The sequence below is a fragment of the Oceanobacillus zhaokaii genome, assembly GCF_003352005.1.
GTDB classification, from domain to species: domain Bacteria; phylum Bacillota; class Bacilli; order Bacillales; family Amphibacillaceae; genus Oceanobacillus; species Oceanobacillus zhaokaii.
Map to the genome: position 1 here is coordinate 1068409 of NZ_CP024848.1, position 19435 is coordinate 1087843.

Genomic DNA, 19435 nt, shown 5'->3' on the forward strand with positions numbered 1-19435 from the left:
TGTTATTCAGCGAGGTTTTTCCTTTGAATGCACACAATTCGAACATTTTATTCTGCTTTCAATAGCCCCTTTAACGTTTTATTAACACGGACAAGTCACCTTCAAAAACCTTTTCTTCGTTATCATTGAAAGTAGACAACGATACAGTAAGGATACCTGTTTCATTTTTTGCTGCTTTTTTATCAATAACCTTAACAATGGTATGTAATTCATTACCAGGATACACTGGCTTTATAAATTTTATATTATTCATCCGTGTCCCAGCAATGACATCAGGACCATAGACACCTTGTTCAATCCAAAGCTTAAATGAAATTGCTAGCGTATGTATACCAGAAGCAATAATCCCATTAAACCTTCCTTGATTTGCTTTTTCCTCATCTAAATGCATATATTGAGGATCGAATTCTCCCGCAAACTTCATGATATCTTCTTTTGTTAATTTGAATGATTTCGTTTCGAATACCTGTCCGATTGTAAACTCATCTAGCTTCATTGATACACCTCTGTTTATTAATTGTTGTACTAGTTTATATTAGCATCATTCCTCGATTAGTAAAAATCATTCTCCTAGTTCGCATCACAGGTTGGTCTTATACGATTAGCTAAGGTCTTATCCTGCTAGTTAACTTTATATGATTGAGGATAAATTGAATCTCCCTGTGAAAAACTAATATCGAACGTCATTTTAACAAAAGGATGACTCCGATGAAAAATATAACTACATTTATTCTTCTGTTTATGATTTTTTTCATATGTACTCAGCCATTGCTTAAGGTAAAAAGTGACTCCAAATCAGAGCTGGAAGTTCACTTTATCGATGTTGGCCAAGGTGACAGTATTCTAATTCAAACTCCTACTGAGAAGACGATACTTATCGATGGTGGACCGCCTAAAGCAGGGAAAAGGGTGGTGGACTACTTAAATAAACTAGGTATTAAGCAAATTGATCTGCTTATCGCCACTCATCCAGATGTCGATCATATCGGTGGACTGAAAAAGGTAATGAAGGAAGTGGCTGTTAAACAAGTAATTGATTCTGGAAAACTTCATTTCACCAATACCTATGCAAGTTACGCATTGGAAATCCGAAAACAAGGGATCCCAATAAAAGTGGCAAAGATAAATGAACCAATCCTGTTGGATCCAGATGTAAAGATAAAAGTTTTAAATGCTAATAGTAAAAATAAAACGAATAATCAATCCTCACTTGTGTTGAAGGTCAGTTATAAGGAAGTAGACTTTTTACTAATGGGTGATGTAGAAATGGAGCAAGAGAAGACACTATTAGAAAAACATAACCTGGAAGCAGAAATAGTTAAAATTGCACATCATGGATCAGATACGAGTACTTCTTATCAATTTCTACACGAAGTAAATCCACAGATTGCCATACTTACATATCGAATCGGTAATGACTATGGACATCCGGTTGAAAGGGTAATTGACAATCTAGACAGAATTGATGCGCAGATTTACTCAACTGGAGTATTTGGCAACTTACGAATTCTTACAAATGGAGAAGATTATATGATTATTCCTGAAAAAAGTCCTACTGAAAACATAGCGAGTTAATCATCCTTCAATATTTGCAATGTGATGCTAGATATAATACTTGGAGTTCTTATTAAGGGAGTCAATCAAAAAGGCTGGTCTTCTTCTGAAAAACGAACCTAAGAAAACAGAAGAGAAATAAGGTTCGTACACATTGTGTGCCGAACCTTATTTTTTGTGAATACAATTATTGTTAAAAGTTTGGTTTCATCTAGTTTCTTCATCTAGCCTAGTCGAATCTCGAACATTAAAAAAGCCTTAAAACATGATCTCGAGGCTAGATTAACAAGTCAATAATATTTATCCCATCTGTAACAGGCAGTAAGCCCCCAGCCTAAGTTTTAGAGTGGGGGGTCAAACTGCTTGTAAGAATCTAAATTTCAACTAACACGTAAATAAAGCTTTACTTTATCTTCTGAACTTATCTGTGCCCGTCCGATATTTTTCGTCCGTATCAATTTTATCTTCAATATCCATTCCGTATTCATCAGTTACATCAACATGCTCTTTCTTTACAGTATCCGCGACATGCGCTGTATCAAGATTTTTTTCTTTATCAATCACTATTTCTTCTTTAACAACAGGCTTTTTCTTCACTTCAATTTCTTCTTCAACGATTGGAACACGGATAGATTCGTCATCTTCAATTGGTCTAGCTGATTCTTCATAATCTGTAACAGGTCTGCGCTCAACATGGACCTCGTCTTTTTCAACAGGGACTTCAACATTTTGCAGTTCCTCAGTTACCGTCTTGTCAACATGAACCTCACCACTTTGAACCTTGTTTTTATTGATTTGAAGTTCCTCTTCACGACGTTTCACTTTTTCAGTTTCTGAATATAGATCATTATTTCCGACCAAATCATCTTCAGGTGTTACATTGAATCCAGAAGCAGATAGCCCACTATCGGGTGTATCCGGGATAAAGCCTGTCCTTGTATCATTATCAGCAATTACTATAATATTCCCGGAGATTAAATCGTCCTGATATGCCGCTGCATCAGAGGATGATACGCCAAGATTTGTTAGTTGATCATATGGATTTGCATCCGAAGTCTCATTTTCATCTGTAAAGAATCTCTTAATGCTGTCCCAGAAAGATTCATCTTCTGCAGTATTTCCTCCTACTTTTACATCTACATCTGTATTGTTTTCAATTCTGTCGATATCTGCACTGTGATTTGTAAGAATTGTAAGGTCTTCTGCCAGCATCCCGTTCTCTTTGAAATTATTTACTGCTGCAATAGCTCCCGTTTCTGTGCTATAGCTTCCAATAATTTGTTTAGCCATTGAAAAAACCTCCTAAGTTGTTATAGTGGTTATTTTCCCATTTGACCTCTTTTTAAACATTTTAAGCATTATTCTAATGATTTTTTATAAAAAAGATTGACAATTTCAACATCCGGTTATATAGTTAGTTACATAAGTAATTAACCAAATAAGGAATGAACTAAAATGAAAAATTCATTAGATGAAAGCAAACCAATATTCCTGCAGATTAAAGAGCAGCTCGAAGATTCCATTATTAATGGAGCGATTAAAGCAGGGGAACGCGTACCATCGACAAATGAATTCGCTGCATACTACAAGATAAACCCAGCAACTGCAGCAAAAGGAATTAATGAACTTGTCGCAGAGGATATTCTTTTTAAAAGAAGAGGTGTTGGAATGTTCGTAACAGAAGATGCAAAGCAACTATTAGTGGAAAGCCGAAAGAAAACGTTTTATGAAAATTTTATGCTGCCATTAAAAAATGAGGCCAATAAGTTACAAATTAGTGAAGAGGAACTCATGGACATGGTAAAAAGAGGGGATGATTTTTATGAAAATTGAAGTTAAAGGTCTGACCAAGAAATACGGCAATAAGCTTGCATTAAATAATATTTCATTCACACTTGATGGACCTAAAATTTATGGATTGCTTGGCAGGAATGGTGCAGGGAAAACGACTTTTATGGATATATTATCCGGACATAACACAGAAAGCAGTGGAGAGATCTTAATTGATGGGGAGAATCCATTTGATAATCAGCGATTAACGGAATTGATTTGTTTAATTAAAGAAGGGCAGAATTTCAGTAAGGATTTAAAAGTAAAAAATGTACTCAAGATCTATCCCTTCTTTTATCCGAATTGGGATCAAGAGCTAGCAGAGAACTTAATTAAAGAATTTAACCTTAATCCAAATTCAAAGGTTAAGATGCTTTCGAAAGGGATGGAATCGGCACTGGGGATAACGGTCGGTTTAGCTAGTAAGGCACCAATTACAATTTTTGATGAACCATATATTGGTCTCGATGCACCATCAAGAAAGAAATTCTATGAAATCATGCTGGAAGAATACCAGGAACAACCGCGCATGATTATCTTCTCAACGCATTTAATTGATGAAGTGAGCTTATTATTCGAAGAGGTTTTGATTCTGCGTGAAGGCTCATTAGTTTTACAGGAAGAATCAGAAATCCTTCGCAACAATACCATTGCAGTTTCCGGAACGATCGAGGAAGTCGAGGCATTCGTTTCAGATAAAGAGGTAATTGAGAAAAAACAGCTTGCTGGCATGATGACAGCTTATGTTTATGGCACTGTTGAAGAAGCAAAAATGTATGGATTAACTGTAGAAGGTGTACCAATTCAGGAATTAATGATTTATTTAACGGAAAGAAAGGGGGCATAAATAATGGCTAGACAAGTAAAAGGATTATTATACTTTTTTATTACAGATATCCGTTACTCTCTGACAATCTTTTGGACAATTTTGCTAGCTAGTTTAGTTGCCACAGTAACTATTGCCTATTTTTTACTTGCAAGCGGAAATACTGAATTTTATTTTAGCTTCCAGTTTGCCATTTATATTTATGCTTGTATTGCAGGATTCTTGATGGTAAAAGAGAGTATCCCATTTGTGCTGAAACTGGGAGCGACTCGAAAGAATATTTTTATTAGTTTTGGCTTGTTTTTCTTAGGATTAGCGCTTGCCAAAGCAATACTGGCAAATACAATACAATCTCTAATCGTTAAGCTAGTAGATGTGACAGGGATTTACACGATTAATTTTGGTCATCTTGCACAATTATTAGGGGATACATGGTTGAATCGTGTCGTTATTGATACAGCTTTCCTATTTTTCCTATTTTCACTCTTCTCCGTCCTTAGTCTGCTATTTTATAAACATGGTTTACTAGGTGGAGGAATTGTCGTTGGTGTTCTAGTTGTCGTCTTACTTCTGGGGCTTGCGCAAGGTTGGATTGTTGATTTTATAACCGATGTATATTCAACGATTGATTTAATATTCTTCTACCAAATGCTTGGAGTGGGAGTAGTGATATATTGCCTTTCCTTCCTGCTGTTAAGAAGAATAACAACTATTAAAACGAAGTAATGATGAAGGACTGGATTCTAGTTAAAGGATCCAGTCCTTTTTCATTAGTCTGCTAGCTCCTTTGTTCCAAAAGCTATGATTGCGGCGATTAATAGGCCAATTGAAATGATGATGGTTACAATCGCTGTCCAAATAAGGTCTGATGGAATGCTCCCGGTTTGCAGCATCTCCATTATATACGTCGTTAGATTATTCGGGCTCCATTCAAGTATATGGCTGAATATTTGGGTCACAACACTCAGTAAGATAATCGTTGCAATCGATAGAAAGGCGACGATACCGGGTGTCTTAAACAATGTGTTATAGAAAATAGACACGGAGACGACTAAAGTGAGCCAGAGTCCATAAAAAAGTACGGCCAATAATATGCTTTGAATTGGAAGCTCTCCGTACAGGATATTAATATAGTACCAGCTAGCAAGCATCCCTAATAGGAGTGATACCCAAACGAGAATGAGTAATGCAGCCCATTTTGCAGTGATATAATTACGATAAGCGACAGGCTTCACTAAAATGAGTTCCGATACGCCGCTCTTACGTTCGCCAGCTATTGTAGCCATTGATATAAGTGTAATCACTAAAACACCTAAACTACTTAATTGTCCTAAACTCATCATTACTACTTCTGCTGGTGTAAAGTCTGGAAGTTCGATGACGGTTCCCTCAGGTAATCCACCAACAGATTCGATGATTTGCGGTAAATAATAATTGGAAACCGGATCCATATTTGCAAGGAGGATAAAGACTAATGGCACCCAGATCCATTTCTTGTTTCGCCAATTTTCAGTCATTTCTTTTCTAAAAAGGGTCATCCATTGCATTAGCTAGTCACCACTTTCATGAACATGTCTTCAAGGGAAGCACGGTTTAGTGTAAAGCTTGTTAATGGCCAGTTTTCCTTTGTTGCTTGTGCTAGAATTTCTTGCCTTGCCTTAGTAATATCTGAGACGGAAACATGTAATACATCACGTTCGATAAAACTATTGCTAACACTAGTTAAGGCATTAACTTTGCCCTGATAGATAGCAGCATCCTCTTGAAATTCGAGCATGATGACCGATGTTTGATACTTCTTTCTTAATTCCATTATTGATCCTTGTTCAACAATTTCACCTTTGTTTAATAATAATAAATCGTCACTTACTTCATCAGCATCACTTAAAATATGTGTAGAAAATAGAATGGTCATTTCTTGTTTTAATTCGTTCATCAATGTTAAGACTTCACGACGACCAATTGGATCAAGGGATGAGACTGGTTCATCTAACATTAACAGTTTTGGTTTATGAATGATTGCTTGTGCTATTCCTAAACGTTGCTTCATACCACCAGAATATTTTCCGATTCTGCGATTTTTTGCATCAATTATACCAACTTTATCCAGTAAGACTGCTGCACGTCTTTTTGCTTCAGCTTCTGATAAATAGCTAAGTCGGCCACTATAAATCATGAATTCCAATCCAGTCATCCAATTATAGAAGACTGGATATTGCGGCAGGTAACCAATATATTTTCGAATATCATCATTTTCCTTCATACCGGAAAAACGTATTGTACCAGCAGAAGGTTTTAGAAGACCTGCCAGCATGCGCAATATCGTCGTCTTTCCAGCTCCATTTGGTCCAATTAGTGCAATACATTTTCCGCTTTCAAAATCAAAACTTACATCATCCACTACATTTTTCGCATCATAATTCTTTGAAAGCTTAGTAACAGTTAGTAATGACATTTAGTCGCGACTCCTTCCAATGATAAAATAAATGATAGGACCAACTGTGTTTGCTAGAACAATAATTAATACCCACATCCATTTAGGCCCGTTTGTTGATTCAGCTTTTGCTAAGTCAAGGAGTGCAACAATGACTAATACCCCCTGAATAATTAATAACGGCGTAACAATTGCCCAATTTATCGAATCGATAATTTCCTGCATCGCAATTTCCTCCCCCGGAATAATACTGTTAACCTACTAATAACAATGGAATTCCAATTGCTAAACCGATAATGACGAGAATAATAATCCATGCTAACGGTCTTGCGTGATTTATTGTCCAGCCAACACCGAACCGTTTTTCTAACATAAAAGCAGGATCATTTTTATTGTAATAAAACTGACCAAGCTTCCAGTATTTGTCGTCATCACGATCGATCACATTGCCATTCTTTCCCATTTGGCTTTTTACACGACTCCCACCTTGACCTGTAGTAATAGAGAGAACGATTGCCCAGATAATCATGATAAAGCTAAATAGAAGCGGGACGATTGTTATTACTTGTTGATTGATTGGATAGATGAACGATAACTGAATAAAAGAGAACATGACTGTTAATAATGACCCGGTGACAATGATATACAGAGACCATCTCCGTCTGAAAATGATGTTTTGGCGCATCGATTCTTCCGGTTTTTCTGCATTGATTTGCTGCTTTGATTTTGCAATCATTGTATTGATGAATAAGAATAGGAGCATTAAATACAACTGCATGATAGGCATGGAAAGAACGGAGCGATACGATTTATCCACCCAATTGGTAACTTCACCGGCAAAGTTATACTGCATTGGTATTTGTTCTGGTATCAGGTCATATCGCTGAAACGTAATGATAATCACTACGATGCTAATGACAAAAGAAATAAGGAACCAATAGTTGGAGTGGGTTAGCCTTTGATTTCGAAAGCCTGTATTGATGAATACTTGCTGTGATTTATTGATTGCCCAATTCGAGTTTTTCTTTAGGACTTTCATGCGGCGATGGAATGTTAAATAAATAATAAAGCTAACAATAATATAAAGTGCGATGCCAACGGTTAGCAGAATACTTAATGATTGTTCGTCATTTACTACCGTTAGACCTAAGAAGCTGAACATCAACAATATAATGAAGCTAAGCATACCTGTTGAAATAAGATAGCTTCTCCTCATAGCTTTTAGTTGCTTACTGCTGTATATTTCCTCAGGAATAGTCACACCAAAGCTCTCGGTTTTTCTAGTTAAATAAGGTGTGAGCATCATCATCAAAAAAACTGGAATAAAAACGGCAACTAATAATAGTAATGTCATCGTGTTCATTTATTCTCACCTTCCTCTTTAAATTCGTTAAATAATTCTTTACACATCTGTAAAAACGCTTCTTCCTCGATGCCACGACAAATTGAAGCTGCAATTAGGGGGTGAATACTTGCTTTTAAATTTTGCTTGTATTCCTCATCTGCTTTTGGTGGACCTTCTGGATTGATTACAACCCCTTTTTGTCTATGAATTAGAATATATCCATCCTGTTTTAGCAACTGGTATACCTTATTCACTGTATGAAGATTAATCCCAATATCAGAAGCCAATGATCTGACGGATGGTAGCGGATCCCCAGGTTTAAGTTTACCTTTCGCAATTCCTTCAATAATCTGATGTTGTAATTGGATGTAGATAGGCTCAGCGGACTCAAGGTTAATATTAATGAACATTTTTTACACCACCTTATATACTTATTCTATCTGTTATAGTTATAATATAACAAGCGGAAATAAATAGCAATAGGAAATTAGAAAAAAATTTTGATTGGTTTTTCTTATTAGATAGTAATTATATGAGTGTTAAGACTCTTGAAGAATTATTTGGAAATAAAAAAAGTGAAACTCCGTTTAAAGAGTTTCACCTTTCATTTTGGTCTAGGTTTAGCTGCTAATTAACTATGATTCCCTCTTTGTGATAATTGCTCATAGATACGATCTGCACGTTTAAATTCCTTTTGGTAATTGACTTCTTGAGTTTTCTTTAAGTATTTTAATCGTTGGTTTTCTTTAAACTTGCTCATCAGATCATTCCTCTCATTTTAAAATTAGAATTTCCTTTTTTACCATTTTTATACTTAAGATTTAAAACTTGGCGAATGTCTTAGTTATACTTACGTTGTTATTAATGAAAAAAACCTCCACTAGGGAGGTTTTATTATGATACTTCTTCATCTGTTGTGACAACCTGATCTTTTGTAAACTGTTGGTAGCTGGTATATTGTTCCTTTGTAATAACGAAAAGATCATATATATCGCCATTCGTATTAATTTCTTGATAAACCTCAGGGTAGAACTCATTTCCAAGTGAAACATATGGCAGCTTTAATACAGCTTTAAGTGAGCGAGTGTTTGTCTTTCGTACTTTCATGAAAATACCTTCAATATCATGCAAGAAGAATAATTCGTTGAAAAATTGATCCTTTGCAGGTCGGTTATATCCTTTACCGAAATAAGGCTGACCAATCCAGGTAGCTAAAAATCCGTGCTTATTCTCGATATCAAATAAATTTATCGTTCCAATTGGCTGCAAGTACTCATCTAAAATCGTACGTGAGATCAATTCGCCATTTGCTTCAGCTTCGATCGTCTTTCTTGTAAGGAAATAAAATTCATCAGTTGTTTCTGCTTTATGTCTAACATAGGGAAATACATCTGGATGCGTCATTAATTCAAATAGAACCGGCACCTCATGTAAGTCACGCATTTTTAGCATAAAAAATACCCTCCTTATTTCCAGGCGGGTATTCTAAATCTCCTATCAGGAATTTAGTAAGTGACCCACCCACGAATTTTTATTTTAGATTTCAACAAAAATTCGGGGTGGGAATCGAACCCACTAGAACCAGTATAAACTGGTGGCGCACCATTTGCCTTCCCTATTTAATTCTACGTGTTGTCTGATACGATTCATTTCATCTCTTTCGTATTTTGATAATATTATTCTACAATCTTTATTCCAAAAAGGGAATCATTTTTTTGTTAATTTTTATTGAAATTTTTTTACATACGATTTGCATTAAATTCATCTTTTTATTCAGACAAAATATTGTATGTTAGAGGTTTACCCAATGTGATCAAATGTTAGAATAAAAATTTAAGTTACTTTCTCGGTTGACTAAGATAGTTATTAGATTAATTTGAAGCTCAGTGTGTATGTCGAGAAATAGGCGTTTGTGCTTTTTTTCTGTTATATTATTAGAAAGGGGTGGAGCAATTGCACAAAATCACTCGAATCACGACGCAAAAGAAAAGTAAGGATCGCTATAATATTTATTTGGATGACGGTAAAGGTGAAAAGTATGGCTTCAGCGTAGACGAAGCAGTATTAATTGAATTTCATTTGAGAAAAAATCTCGAGATTGATGATGAGATGATTACTTTACTAATTAAGAAAGATACTTTACATAAATCATATACCCAAGCAATTCATTTTCTAAGCTTCCGAATGCGAACAAAAAAGGAAATTTATGATTATTTAGTTAAAAAAGAAGTTGAAGCCGAGCATATAAAAGAAATTATTAATAAATTGCTTAAAGATAAACTAATTGACGACAAGCTCTTTGCAGAGATGTTTGTTCGTACACGTATAAATACTACATCAAAAGGACCAATGCTTATCAAGAAGGAACTCATTGAAAAGGGAGTTTCAGCAAGTATTGCAAGTGAGGCCGTACAAGCATATCCTTACGAGGTTCAATTTGAAAAGGTTTCAAAATGGGCAGAGAAGAAGCTGAATCTAAAGAAAAAGGAATCCTTTAAGAAGCAAATCCAACAGCTGCAAGTGACATTAATACAAAAAGGTTTTACGCAGGACGTTATAAATGATGCATTGGCAGAAATTCATGAGGAGAAGGATGAAGGTGAGGAATGGAATGCCATTATCTTCCAAGGCGAAAAACTAGTAAAGAAGCATCAAAGGAAATTTGATGGGTTTGAGCTTCGCAACAAAGTAAAGGAAGGATTATATCGCAAGGGCTTCTCGATCGAATTGATTAATCGTTTTCTAGATGAAATTATGGATGAGTCAATTAATAATTGATAAGATAGAAAGGCAAATAAGGGGGAGAGTTAGATGAATTATCGGTACAGTGATTATTCTGTCGAGCAGTTATATCGGGAGATTGGGGTATTAAAGGAGAAAGCGCAGAAGGCTGAACAGCTGGGAAATGTTTCAGAGGTTCAAATTAATGAACGGAAAATGCAAGTTGCAATGGCATATACAATGAATCCCGAAGAGTTCAAAGCAGAGGAAGTATACGAATTGAAAATGGAAGCAGGCTATACATTCAAAATCAATTACATAAATGGTGTATTCGCTTGGGGACAACGTATTAATTTACTTGGTGACGTATTTGATAATGTGGAAGCATTGCCAATATCATTACTGGGAAAGAAGATTAGTTAAGAACAAGAGCAGAAGTGCCCGTTTTACCGAATTCGCTTCACAAGACATGAGGTGTTTCGGCGTTGTCTCTTGTCAGAGGAATTTAAATAAGAAATTCTATAAAAAAACCGGCAGCCTATTATGTAGGCTTTGCCGGTTTATTTTATAAAGAATAATCCTCAACGAATAATTTACGTTGCAATTTATGCTCGGAGAAGATCCAGCCAGTATAGGAACTCATAATATTCATTTTTTCATCAATTTTCACGACTGCAACAAATGGATAGTATTCCTTTGAACGATATCGTAAATCGATGAAACGGACTTCTGTAAAATGATCATATTCATTGATTTCCCAACGATATACGGGAGAGAAATTTAGAAATGAGGCGACATTATTATCTTCCTTTGCGACATCCATAATTGGTAGGTCAGGTAATGGAACCTTAGTGTATTCATCAACAATCTCGATATGTCCATTAATCGCAGTACCAACGTAAAATCGATCTTCTGTTGTAATTGCAACACGCCAGTAATTTTGTTTAAGTGTAGGTGATGTTGCGATTTGAATTGTATCTGGATAGTATTCATTGATTTTCTTAACGATTTCTCTTTTATCCATATAACGCTTGATGTAATATAGTACAATGACAGTATAAATCGTCATCCAAGTATAACCAGGATGCGCACCTAATGCCCAAGCAAGGACTCCAACAACATTCAGTAAGAAAATATACGGGTCAAATGTATTTATAAAGCCATAGGCAATCCACTTATTTGAAAAAGGACGAAAAGCCTGTGTTCCATAAGCATTAAATAAATCTACAAACACATGAATAACAACTGCTAAAGCAGTCCAAAGCCATAAATGCAGGAAGCTTGTTTCAGGCACAAAAAAGTGAATAATTCCAGAGATCAATAACCCCCACAAAATAATTGCAGGAATGGAATGAGATAATCCACGATGATGCCTTATATAGGTAGCATTGTTTTTTAATTTGAAAATCGTATCGAAATCTGGGGCATGCGAGCCAATGATTGTTCCCACCAATACAGCATGAAACAGTGTTGGATCACTTTGTACGACAGGATCTACCGTAGCAAGTCCACCTAGCGCAATACCCATTACAATATGTGTTCCGGTATCCATTCACAGGATCCTCCTTGATAATGTCCTTTCCAATAAAAGGAGAAAGACAAAATAATTATCAAAAATAGTGTACCATGGTAGCTAAGAAAGTATTTCTTACTAAGTGCTGACTGGTGCCAACCAGGTTTTCTAGCACTGTTCTTATTATCTGCAAATTCATTAAAGAATATTATAGAGCATCTTAACATCCGAATAAAGTTTTATCTTATTGTATCATAAAGGAAGTGCAATTATGAATGAAGAAGTACTAAAAGAATTTAACAAACAACAATTCCAGCAAGATTTACTTTCTTGGTATTATCAACATAAACGAGACCTCCCTTGGAGGAGAGATCAAGACCCATATAAAGTATGGGTGTCAGAGATTATGCTGCAACAAACAAAGGTCGACACTGTTATTCCTTACTTTTATCGGTTTATTGAAAAATTCCCAACCGTTTATGAACTAGCAGCAGCAGATGAACAAGATGTACTTAAAGCATGGGAAGGGCTAGGATACTATTCCCGCGCTAAAAATTTACAAACAGCTGTAAGAGAAGTTGTCGCTTCTTATGATGGGGTAGTACCTGATAATCCAGTTGAATTAGGTTCATTGAAAGGGATTGGCCCATATACGAGAGGAGCCATTCTTTCCATTGCATATAATCAGCCAGAGCCTGCAGTAGATGGAAATGTTATGCGTGTAATCTCACGCATTCTAAGAATTGAAGAAGATATTGCCAAAGTAAAAACTAGAAATTTAATTGAAGCGAAAGTTCGCGAAATTATTTCTGAGGAAGATCCCGCTTCATTTAATCAGGCGATCATGGATCTCGGTTCATCCATATGTACCCCGAAGTCGCCAGCTTGTATGTTCTGCCCAATACAGGAGCATTGCAAAGCATATGCTGATGGGGTACAGGAGGAATTACCAATTAAAACAAAGGCGAAAAAGCAAAAGAAAATTCCTTATATTGCACTATTAATTAAAAATGAAAATAATGAATATGTTATTGAGCAACGTCAGGATAAGGGATTATTAGCTAATCTCTGGCAATTTCCGATGGTGCCAATTGAAGAAGTTGGCAGGAAGAATTTAGAAAACTGGATATTCAGTGAGTATGGTTTAACAGTAAAAGTAAAGGAGCATAAAGGAAATCTGAAGCATGTATTTTCCCATATTATTTGGCAACTGGAAATATATAAGGCGGAGACAAAAAATATTGCTGCAGATGATCCTAGATTACGATTTGTTAGTCTTAATCAAATTAGTAAATATCCTTTTCCGGTTTCCCATCAGAAAATGATGCAATATTTGTCATAAATAAATTTAACAGGGTTCTCGAGATTTTTGAGACCTTGTTTTTTTGTTAGTTATCTATTTAATCTTTTTACAAATTAAATGGATAACAAATGAATTACTGGACAAATTATTATTGCGGAGGTGATATTGATGGCTAAAAAAGCTAATAAAACAGCTGCAGGTACAAACGCTCAACAAGTAAGACAACAAAACCAACAAGCAGCCCAAGGACAAGGACAGTTTGGTACTGAGTTTGCTTCTGAAACTGATGCTCAGGAAGTAAGAAGACAAAATCAACAATCAGCCCAAGGACAAGGACAATTTGGTACTGAGTTTGCTTCTGAGACAGACGCTCAGGAAGTAAGAAGACAAAACCAGCAATCTCAAGCAAATAAAAAATAAATACCTAATAAGAAAAGAGCTTCCCTAATAATTTAGGGAAGCTCTTTTCTTATTAGGAAGATATTAGCAATAAGAGGTAGTTTCCCTTTATATTTCCAATCATTGCCTATATAATAAATGCAAGATTAGTATTGGGATTAATTTTATAGAAAGGAAGATTGGATGGTTGCTCCAAAAGCGGGATTGAATATGCAAATTCAGAGCTATAAGCATAATGGGCAACTTCATCGGATATGGGAAAATACAATAGTATTGAAAGGAACAGAAACGGTTGTTATTGGCGCCAATGATAAGACACCAGTAATCGAGAGTGATGGGCGGACTTGGATAACGAGGGAACCAGCCATTTGCTATTTCCATTCTAAGTATTGGTTTAATATCATCGCGATGATTCGTGAGGACGGCATACATTATTACTGTAATATTAGTTCTCCCTTTGTGTATGATGAAGAAGCACTAAAATATATCGATTATGATTTAGATCTTAAAGTTTACCCGGATATGACATTTAAAATTTTAGACGAAGACGAATACGACGAACATAAAAGAAAAATGAACTACCCCTTAGTATTGGACCGAATTTTGCATAATAATATGGAACAATTAATTAAAGTTGTCCGACAAAGAAAAGGACCATTTGCACCTGATTTTGTCGATAGCTGGTACGAACGCTTTCTGACTTATCGATAAAGCAAACATAGGCTAAATCCTTGTTATCATTGATTAACAAGGATTTTCTAAGTGATTCGATTGAGCGCTTAGCCTCATTTGAGCGAAAGAATGGGGCGCCTGATAGTGATATTAGGGGCAAATTATTTCGTGCATTCTTATTAATTATCAGTAATTCTAACTAACAATGAAAAAAGAGGAAGGTTATATTTGAGTAGTGTAAAGCAATATATGAAGTTTGTAAAACCGTATAAATGGAGAATTTTCTGGACGATTTTAGTGGGAATCATCAAGTTTGGGATACCACTATTGATGCCCTTAATTTTAAAATATGTCATCGATAATATTATTAACGCAGATATGATGACAGACTCAGAAAAAGTGAGTCAATTGTTTTGGATAATGGGAATTTCATTTCTCGTCTTCCTAGTTATTCGTCCACCGATTGAATACATACGTCAGTATTTAGCACAGTGGGTGGGAAACAAAATCCTCTATGATATTAGAGATAGATTGTTCGATCATATTCAAAAACTAAGCCTAAAATTCTATTCTTCGACAAAAACCGGGGAAATAATTTCCCGGGTAATAAATGATGTCGAACAAACAAAGAATTTCGTAATTACTGGATTAATGAATATATGGCTTGATTTAGTGACAATCCTAATAGCGATTGGCATTATGTTGACAATGGATATTGGCTTGACAGTTGTTTCAATTATTTTATTCCCACTGTTTGGATTTTCTATTAAGTACTTTTTTAGTAGATTACGTCGCCTGACAAAGGAAAGATCACAAGCATTAGCGGAGGTACAGGGGCATTTACATGAACGAGTACAGGGGATCCCAGTTACTAGAAGTTTTGCATTGGAAGAATATGAGCAGGGTCAATTCAAAAATAGAAATGATAAATTTTTACAGAAATCGGTACAGCATACGGATTGGAATGCCAGGACGTTTGCAGTGACTAATACGATTACTGATCTCGCACCACTCTTAGTAATTGCCTTCGCTGCATATCAAGTAATTAATTTAAATGTAAGTATTGGTACAATGGTTGCTTTTGTCGGTTATTTGGAGAGAGTTTACAGTCCACTTAGAAGATTGATTAACTCTTCAACTACCCTTGTACAATCAATTGCCTCTATTGATCGTGTCATGGAATTTATGAACGAAAAATATGATGTAGTCGATAAGGAAAATGCAAAAGAGCTTGGCCGTGTTGAAGGTGCCGTGAAGATTGATAATGTATCTTTCAGATATACGGAGGATGAAGAACTGATTTTGAAAAATGTTTCACTCGATGTGAAAAAAGGCGAGACGATTGCTTTTGTTGGAATGAGTGGCGGTGGAAAATCAACATTGATCAGCCTAATTCCAAGATTCTATGATGTGACGAGTGGTTCGATTAAAATCGATGGGGTAGATATTCGTGATGTTAAAGCTCGATCATTGCGAGGTAATATCGGCATGGTTCTGCAGGATAACATTTTATTCAGTGAGTCGATAGCAGTTAATATCAGGATGGGAAATCCAGAAGCAACAGATGAGGAAGTTATTGCAGCAGCAAAAGCTGCAAATGCACATCAATTTATTGAAAAACTTGCCTTTGGATACGATACTCTAGTTGGCGAACGTGGTGTGAAGCTTTCAGGAGGACAGAAGCAGCGAATTGCAATTGCACGTGTATTTTTGAAAAATCCGCCAGTCATGATTTTCGATGAGGCAACCTCTGCACTTGATTTAGAAAGTGAACATAGTATTCAACAAACATTAGAAAAGCTAGCATCCGACCGTACTACCTTTATTGTTGCCCACCGATTAGCAACAATTACCCATGCAGACCGGATTGTTGTTATTGAGAATGGGGAAATATCGGAGCTGGGTTCACATGAAGAATTAATGCAGAAACAGGGCAGCTACTATGATTTATATCAAGTTCAGAATTTGGATAGTGGAAATAATAATTAAGCATATGGAAAAAAAGGGTCGTTCAGATTTCGTGAAGGACCCTTTTTAAAACTAGATTATTTTGCTGCCATTTCTTCAAAGGCATGTCCGACTGCATCTATCGTTTGATCGATATCTGCTTCGGTATGTTCGGTTGTTAAGAACCATGCTTCATATTTAGAAGGAGCTAAGTTTATTCCTTGTTTTAACATTAATTTGAAGAAGCGGCCGAATGCTTCGCCATCAGTAGCTTCTGCTTGTTCGTAATTGGTGATGGTTTCTTCACCAAAGAATACAGTAAGTGCACCACGGAGGCGATTAACAGTAATCGATATACCATGCTTCGCTGCTTCTTCTAAAATTCCTTTTTCTAATCTTTCCCCGAGGCGATCTAATTTTTCATAGACACCATCTTGGGCAAGTACTTCCAGGCAAGCAATACCTGCAGCCATGGATGCAGGATTACCTGCCATTGTCCCTGCTTGATATGCAGGTCCAAGTGGTGCAACTTGCTCCATAATTTCTTTACGGCCACCATATGCGCCGATTGGTAAGCCACCGCCAATAATTTTACCCATCGCTGTCATATCAGGCTCAACGCCATAAAGCTGTTGTGCACTTCCATAGGTAAAGCGGAATGCTGTAATAACTTCATCATAAATAACAAGTGCACCAGCTTCATGTGTTAAATCATTTACCCCTTGAAGGAAGCCCTCATGCGGCTCGACAATTCCGAAGTTTCCTACAATTGGTTCAACTAATACTGCAGCAATTTGATCTCCCCACTTATCCAATGCTTCTTTATATGCATCCAAATCATTGAAAGGAACGGTGATGACATCTTCCGCAGTAGATTTTGGAACACCAGCAGAATCCGGCGTACCCAAAGTGGAAGGGCCAGAACCAGCTTGGACTAATACTGCATCGAAATGTCCATGATAGCTTCCAGCAAATTTAATTATCTTCGTGCGTCCAGTGTATGCACGTGCTACGCGAACAGTTGTCATAACTGCTTCCGTACCAGAGTTATTGAAGCGGACCTTTTCTAATGATGGAATAGCTTCTTTTAACATTTTCGCAAATTTATTTTCTAATCGAGTAGGTGTGCCGTATAAAACACCATTCGTTGCTGCATTTTTAATTGCCTCTGCAATATGTGGATGGTTAAATCCAGTAATAATTGGGCCATATGCTGCTAAATAATCGATATATTTATTGCCATCAACATCATAAAAATATGCGCCATCTCCACGCTCCATATATACCGGTGAGCCACCGCCAACTGCTTTATATGCACGTGATGGTGAATTCACACCACCAACAATATGCTCAAGTGCTTCTTTATGTAGTTCTTCAGATTTTGAAAAATTCATCTATCATATACCTCCTAGAATAATGAGACTCACTATTAATATAACAAAAACAGGAAGAAAAAACGATGGATAGTAATAGTAGCCTAATTAAAGAACCTCTAAAACAAGGATGTTATCTGATTGATAGTTTTTAATCGAATAAGCGAGTTAGTGAAAAGTTCAGTAGCCATAAGAGAGGAAAATTAAGTTCTGTTTTATAGATGGGTGGAAAATTACTTTCACTTGCTCAATCCCAGCGGAAGAAATACACGGAGACTCCTGCGGGAGGAAAGGCTTCGGTGAGACTCTGAAGTGCGTTAGCACAAAGAGGCTCACCAGCCGCCCGCGGAAAGCGTAGTGTATTTCTGGAGCGACTGGCCTGTGAGCTCTCATCATCCTAAGTTTGTTCGCAGTTTACATCCATATCGAAAACAAATCAAAAAGCCCCAAAAAAGAAAGACAAGCTTAACGAAGTAACTGCATATAATGTACTTAGAGGAGTCTAAAGGAGAAAAGCGATGAATATTATTCCTTGGTTTGTCTTTGTTATTGTCTGTATTCTTATTTATATTAGTATCCATGCATTTATTAAAGGAGAAACCTTCCCCACACGATTTGAAATGCGCGATAGCCGTTTTTCTGGAGAGCTATTCATTGTTTTATTAATTACGTACAGTCTAGTAATTATCGGATTTGGCATACTTTATTTTATTCTATCGTTCCAGGGAATCATTCTAGTTGAAGATGGCGAATTAAGGCAGGTAAATGTTATTGGTTCAATCATCCATTCGATGTATTTCAGCGGAGTAACCATGCTCACCATTGGATATGGTGATATAACTCCTATAGGTATCGGGAGATTCATTGCATTAATTGAAGCATTGATTGGCTATATTTTACCAACTGCATTTGTGATGCGCTTATTTCAAATGGGTTCACGAAGTAGAGATAAGTGATGCAAGTATGATAGACTGACCGTATTGACTAGATGGAGGGAATCAAAATGACAATAGAAGTTGGTAAACTAGTAAAAGATTTCACTTTACCGAATCAAGATGGTGAGAGTGTGAGCTTATCAGATTATAAAGGGAAAAATGTTGTACTCTATTTTTATCCGAAAGATATGACACCTGGATGCACGACAGAGGCATGTGATTTCCGTGATCAGCATGAAAGCTTTCTTGGGCTCGATGCGGTTATCATTGGGATAAGTCCAGATCCAGCAAACAGCCATCAGAAATTTATTGGAAAATATGATTTGCCATTTTTGCTATTAGCAGATGAAGATCATAAAGTTGCGGAAGATTTCGATGTATGGAAGCTGAAAAAGAATTTTGGCAGAGAGTATTATGGTGTAGAGCGTTCTACTTTTATTATTGATAAAGAGGGAAGATTACAGAAGGAATATCGCAAAGTTAAAGTAGAAGGACATGTTGAAGATGCCCTTACATTCATTCGCGAGAATCTAGCATAAATATTGTTAAAAGAACAGTCCAATTGGGCTGTTTTTTTATTAGT

The 19435-nt window shown here is 36.3% G+C and carries 23 protein-coding genes; 12 read left to right on the plus strand and 11 right to left on the minus strand.

Annotated elements, in window-relative coordinates:
* Positions 1-70 precede the first annotated feature (70 nt).
* Positions 71-496 carry a MaoC family dehydratase gene (locus tag CUC15_RS05405; protein WP_114915691.1) on the minus strand — a complete coding sequence of 142 codons (426 nt, stop codon included), beginning with the start codon at positions 494-496 and terminating at the stop codon, positions 71-73.
* Between the two features lie 212 nt (positions 497-708).
* Here CUC15_RS05405 and CUC15_RS05410 point away from each other — a divergent pair, with 212 nt between their 5' ends.
* Entirely contained in the window at positions 709-1575 is an 867-nt protein-coding gene (locus CUC15_RS05410) for a ComEC/Rec2 family competence protein (RefSeq protein ID WP_242985956.1), read from the plus strand.
* 387 nt (positions 1576-1962) lie between these two features.
* Here the strand turns inward: CUC15_RS05410 and CUC15_RS05415 are convergent, their stop codons facing one another.
* Positions 1963-2844: a YsnF/AvaK domain-containing protein gene (locus tag CUC15_RS05415; RefSeq protein WP_114915693.1), complete on the minus strand. Its 882-nt coding sequence runs from the start codon at positions 2842-2844 to the stop codon at positions 1963-1965.
* 165 nt (positions 2845-3009) lie between these two features.
* Between CUC15_RS05415 and CUC15_RS05420 the strand changes: the two genes are divergently transcribed.
* From CUC15_RS05420 to CUC15_RS05430, 3 genes are read left to right on the plus strand one after another with little or no spacing between them, the layout of a single operon-like run.
* Positions 3010-3387, plus strand: coding sequence for a GntR family transcriptional regulator (locus CUC15_RS05420; RefSeq protein WP_114915694.1), 378 nt, complete (start codon positions 3010-3012; stop codon positions 3385-3387).
* Complete coding sequence (locus CUC15_RS05425) at positions 3377-4231, plus strand: ATP-binding cassette domain-containing protein (protein ID WP_114915695.1); 855 nt, start codon at positions 3377-3379, stop codon at positions 4229-4231. Before CUC15_RS05420 ends, CUC15_RS05425 begins: the two co-directional genes overlap by 11 nt.
* 3 nt (positions 4232-4234) lie before the next feature.
* Entirely contained in the window at positions 4235-4936 is a 702-nt protein-coding gene (locus CUC15_RS05430) for a hypothetical protein (RefSeq protein WP_114915696.1), read from the plus strand.
* A 44-nt stretch (positions 4937-4980) separates the two neighbouring features.
* On the opposite strand, the gene CUC15_RS05435 is transcribed toward CUC15_RS05430, so the two are convergent.
* From CUC15_RS05435 to CUC15_RS05465, 7 genes are all read right to left on the minus strand, one after another.
* Entirely contained in the window at positions 4981-5757 is a 777-nt protein-coding gene (locus tag CUC15_RS05435; protein ID WP_114915697.1) for an ABC transporter permease, read from the minus strand.
* Complete coding sequence (locus CUC15_RS05440) at positions 5757-6665, minus strand: ABC transporter ATP-binding protein (protein WP_114915698.1); 909 nt, start codon at positions 6663-6665, stop codon at positions 5757-5759. The genes CUC15_RS05435 and CUC15_RS05440 overlap by 1 nt, the downstream gene beginning before the upstream one ends.
* Positions 6666-6869: a PLD nuclease N-terminal domain-containing protein gene (locus CUC15_RS05445; RefSeq protein WP_114915699.1), complete on the minus strand. Its 204-nt coding sequence runs from the start codon at positions 6867-6869 to the stop codon at positions 6666-6668.
* A gap of 28 nt (positions 6870-6897) precedes the next feature.
* On the minus strand, positions 6898-8007 hold the full coding sequence (locus CUC15_RS05450; RefSeq protein WP_114915700.1) for a DUF1648 domain-containing protein: 1110 nt from the start codon (positions 8005-8007) through the stop codon (positions 6898-6900).
* Positions 8004-8399, minus strand: a complete 396-nt coding sequence (locus CUC15_RS05455) for a GntR family transcriptional regulator (protein WP_114915701.1) — start codon at positions 8397-8399, stop codon at positions 8004-8006. The genes CUC15_RS05450 and CUC15_RS05455 overlap by 4 nt, the downstream gene beginning before the upstream one ends.
* 221 nt (positions 8400-8620) lie before the next feature.
* Positions 8621-8749 carry a YfhE family protein gene (locus CUC15_RS05460; protein ID WP_114915702.1) on the minus strand — a complete coding sequence of 43 codons (129 nt, stop codon included), beginning with the start codon at positions 8747-8749 and terminating at the stop codon, positions 8621-8623.
* A 134-nt stretch (positions 8750-8883) separates the two neighbouring features.
* Positions 8884-9441: a GNAT family N-acetyltransferase gene (locus CUC15_RS05465; RefSeq protein WP_114915703.1), complete on the minus strand. Its 558-nt coding sequence runs from the start codon at positions 9439-9441 to the stop codon at positions 8884-8886.
* A gap of 501 nt (positions 9442-9942) precedes the next feature.
* Between CUC15_RS05465 and recX the strand changes: the two genes are divergently transcribed.
* Together recX and CUC15_RS05475 are read left to right on the plus strand one after the other, a co-directional pair.
* Complete coding sequence (gene recX, locus CUC15_RS05470; RefSeq protein ID WP_114915704.1) at positions 9943-10767, plus strand: recombination regulator RecX; 825 nt, start codon at positions 9943-9945, stop codon at positions 10765-10767.
* 33 nt (positions 10768-10800) lie between these two features.
* Entirely contained in the window at positions 10801-11133 is a 333-nt protein-coding gene (locus CUC15_RS05475) for a YfhH family protein (protein ID WP_114915705.1), read from the plus strand.
* Between the two features lie 142 nt (positions 11134-11275).
* Here CUC15_RS05475 and CUC15_RS05480 read toward each other — a convergent pair whose 3' ends face one another.
* Positions 11276-12262 carry a metal-dependent hydrolase gene (locus CUC15_RS05480; protein WP_114915706.1) on the minus strand — a complete coding sequence of 329 codons (987 nt, stop codon included), beginning with the start codon at positions 12260-12262 and terminating at the stop codon, positions 11276-11278.
* 232 nt (positions 12263-12494) lie between these two features.
* On the opposite strand from CUC15_RS05480, the gene mutY reads away from it, so the two are divergent.
* The 4 genes from mutY to CUC15_RS05500 all read left to right on the plus strand — a co-directional run bounded on the left by mutY (position 12495) and on the right by CUC15_RS05500 (position 16586).
* The gene (gene mutY / locus CUC15_RS05485; protein WP_114915707.1) at positions 12495-13565 is read left to right on the plus strand and encodes an A/G-specific adenine glycosylase; all 1071 of its coding nucleotides are present in this window, start codon (positions 12495-12497) and stop codon (positions 13563-13565) included.
* A gap of 129 nt (positions 13566-13694) precedes the next feature.
* Positions 13695-13946, plus strand: coding sequence for a gamma-type small acid-soluble spore protein (locus CUC15_RS05490; protein WP_114915708.1), 252 nt, complete (start codon positions 13695-13697; stop codon positions 13944-13946).
* 162 nt (positions 13947-14108) lie between these two features.
* A complete protein-coding gene (ntdP, locus tag CUC15_RS05495; RefSeq protein ID WP_114915709.1) occupies positions 14109-14636 on the plus strand; it encodes a nucleoside tri-diphosphate phosphatase in 528 nt (175 codons plus the stop codon).
* A gap of 189 nt (positions 14637-14825) precedes the next feature.
* A complete protein-coding gene (locus tag CUC15_RS05500) occupies positions 14826-16586 on the plus strand; it encodes an ABC transporter ATP-binding protein (RefSeq protein ID WP_114915710.1) in 1761 nt (586 codons plus the stop codon).
* A gap of 56 nt (positions 16587-16642) precedes the next feature.
* Here the strand turns inward: CUC15_RS05500 and CUC15_RS05505 are convergent, their stop codons facing one another.
* Complete coding sequence (locus tag CUC15_RS05505; protein ID WP_114915711.1) at positions 16643-17938, minus strand: glutamate-1-semialdehyde 2,1-aminomutase; 1296 nt, start codon at positions 17936-17938, stop codon at positions 16643-16645.
* Positions 17939-18435: 497 nt separating this feature from the next.
* On the opposite strand from CUC15_RS05505, the gene CUC15_RS05510 reads away from it, so the two are divergent.
* Together CUC15_RS05510 and bcp are read left to right on the plus strand one after the other, a co-directional pair.
* Positions 18436-18873 carry a potassium channel family protein gene (locus CUC15_RS05510; RefSeq protein ID WP_114915712.1) on the plus strand — a complete coding sequence of 146 codons (438 nt, stop codon included), beginning with the start codon at positions 18436-18438 and terminating at the stop codon, positions 18871-18873.
* A gap of 47 nt (positions 18874-18920) precedes the next feature.
* Complete coding sequence (gene bcp / locus CUC15_RS05515; protein WP_114915713.1) at positions 18921-19391, plus strand: thioredoxin-dependent thiol peroxidase; 471 nt, start codon at positions 18921-18923, stop codon at positions 19389-19391.
* Positions 19392-19435 lie beyond the last annotated feature (44 nt).

What these genes read in the sequence shown, in the direction of transcription:
- CUC15_RS05405 (WP_114915691.1), bottom strand. Translation starts at nt 496, where the DNA reads ATGAAGCTAGATGAGTTTACAATCGGACAGGTATTCGAAACGAAATCA.
- CUC15_RS05410 (WP_242985956.1), top strand. Translation starts at nt 709, where the DNA reads ATGAAAAATATAACTACATTTATTCTTCTGTTTATGATTTTTTTCATA.
- CUC15_RS05415 (WP_114915693.1), bottom strand. Translation starts at nt 2,844, where the DNA reads ATGGCTAAACAAATTATTGGAAGCTATAGCACAGAAACGGGAGCTATT.
- CUC15_RS05420 (WP_114915694.1), top strand. Translation starts at nt 3,010, where the DNA reads ATGAAAAATTCATTAGATGAAAGCAAACCAATATTCCTGCAGATTAAA.
- CUC15_RS05425 (WP_114915695.1), top strand. Translation starts at nt 3,377, where the DNA reads ATGAAAATTGAAGTTAAAGGTCTGACCAAGAAATACGGCAATAAGCTT.
- CUC15_RS05430 (WP_114915696.1), top strand. Translation starts at nt 4,235, where the DNA reads ATGGCTAGACAAGTAAAAGGATTATTATACTTTTTTATTACAGATATC.
- CUC15_RS05435 (WP_114915697.1), bottom strand. Translation starts at nt 5,757, where the DNA reads ATGCAATGGATGACCCTTTTTAGAAAAGAAATGACTGAAAATTGGCGA.
- CUC15_RS05440 (WP_114915698.1), bottom strand. Translation starts at nt 6,665, where the DNA reads ATGTCATTACTAACTGTTACTAAGCTTTCAAAGAATTATGATGCGAAA.
- CUC15_RS05445 (WP_114915699.1), bottom strand. Translation starts at nt 6,869, where the DNA reads ATGCAGGAAATTATCGATTCGATAAATTGGGCAATTGTTACGCCGTTA.
- CUC15_RS05450 (WP_114915700.1), bottom strand. Translation starts at nt 8,007, where the DNA reads ATGAACACGATGACATTACTATTATTAGTTGCCGTTTTTATTCCAGTT.
- CUC15_RS05455 (WP_114915701.1), bottom strand. Translation starts at nt 8,399, where the DNA reads ATGTTCATTAATATTAACCTTGAGTCCGCTGAGCCTATCTACATCCAA.
- CUC15_RS05460 (WP_114915702.1), bottom strand. Translation starts at nt 8,749, where the DNA reads ATGAGCAAGTTTAAAGAAAACCAACGATTAAAATACTTAAAGAAAACT.
- CUC15_RS05465 (WP_114915703.1), bottom strand. Translation starts at nt 9,441, where the DNA reads ATGCTAAAAATGCGTGACTTACATGAGGTGCCGGTTCTATTTGAATTA.
- CUC15_RS05475 (WP_114915705.1), top strand. Translation starts at nt 10,801, where the DNA reads ATGAATTATCGGTACAGTGATTATTCTGTCGAGCAGTTATATCGGGAG.
- CUC15_RS05480 (WP_114915706.1), bottom strand. Translation starts at nt 12,262, where the DNA reads ATGGATACCGGAACACATATTGTAATGGGTATTGCGCTAGGTGGACTT.
- mutY (WP_114915707.1), top strand. Translation starts at nt 12,495, where the DNA reads ATGAATGAAGAAGTACTAAAAGAATTTAACAAACAACAATTCCAGCAA.
- CUC15_RS05490 (WP_114915708.1), top strand. Translation starts at nt 13,695, where the DNA reads ATGGCTAAAAAAGCTAATAAAACAGCTGCAGGTACAAACGCTCAACAA.
- ntdP (WP_114915709.1), top strand. Translation starts at nt 14,109, where the DNA reads ATGGTTGCTCCAAAAGCGGGATTGAATATGCAAATTCAGAGCTATAAG.
- CUC15_RS05505 (WP_114915711.1), bottom strand. Translation starts at nt 17,938, where the DNA reads ATGAATTTTTCAAAATCTGAAGAACTACATAAAGAAGCACTTGAGCAT.
- CUC15_RS05510 (WP_114915712.1), top strand. Translation starts at nt 18,436, where the DNA reads ATGAATATTATTCCTTGGTTTGTCTTTGTTATTGTCTGTATTCTTATT.
- bcp (WP_114915713.1), top strand. Translation starts at nt 18,921, where the DNA reads ATGACAATAGAAGTTGGTAAACTAGTAAAAGATTTCACTTTACCGAAT.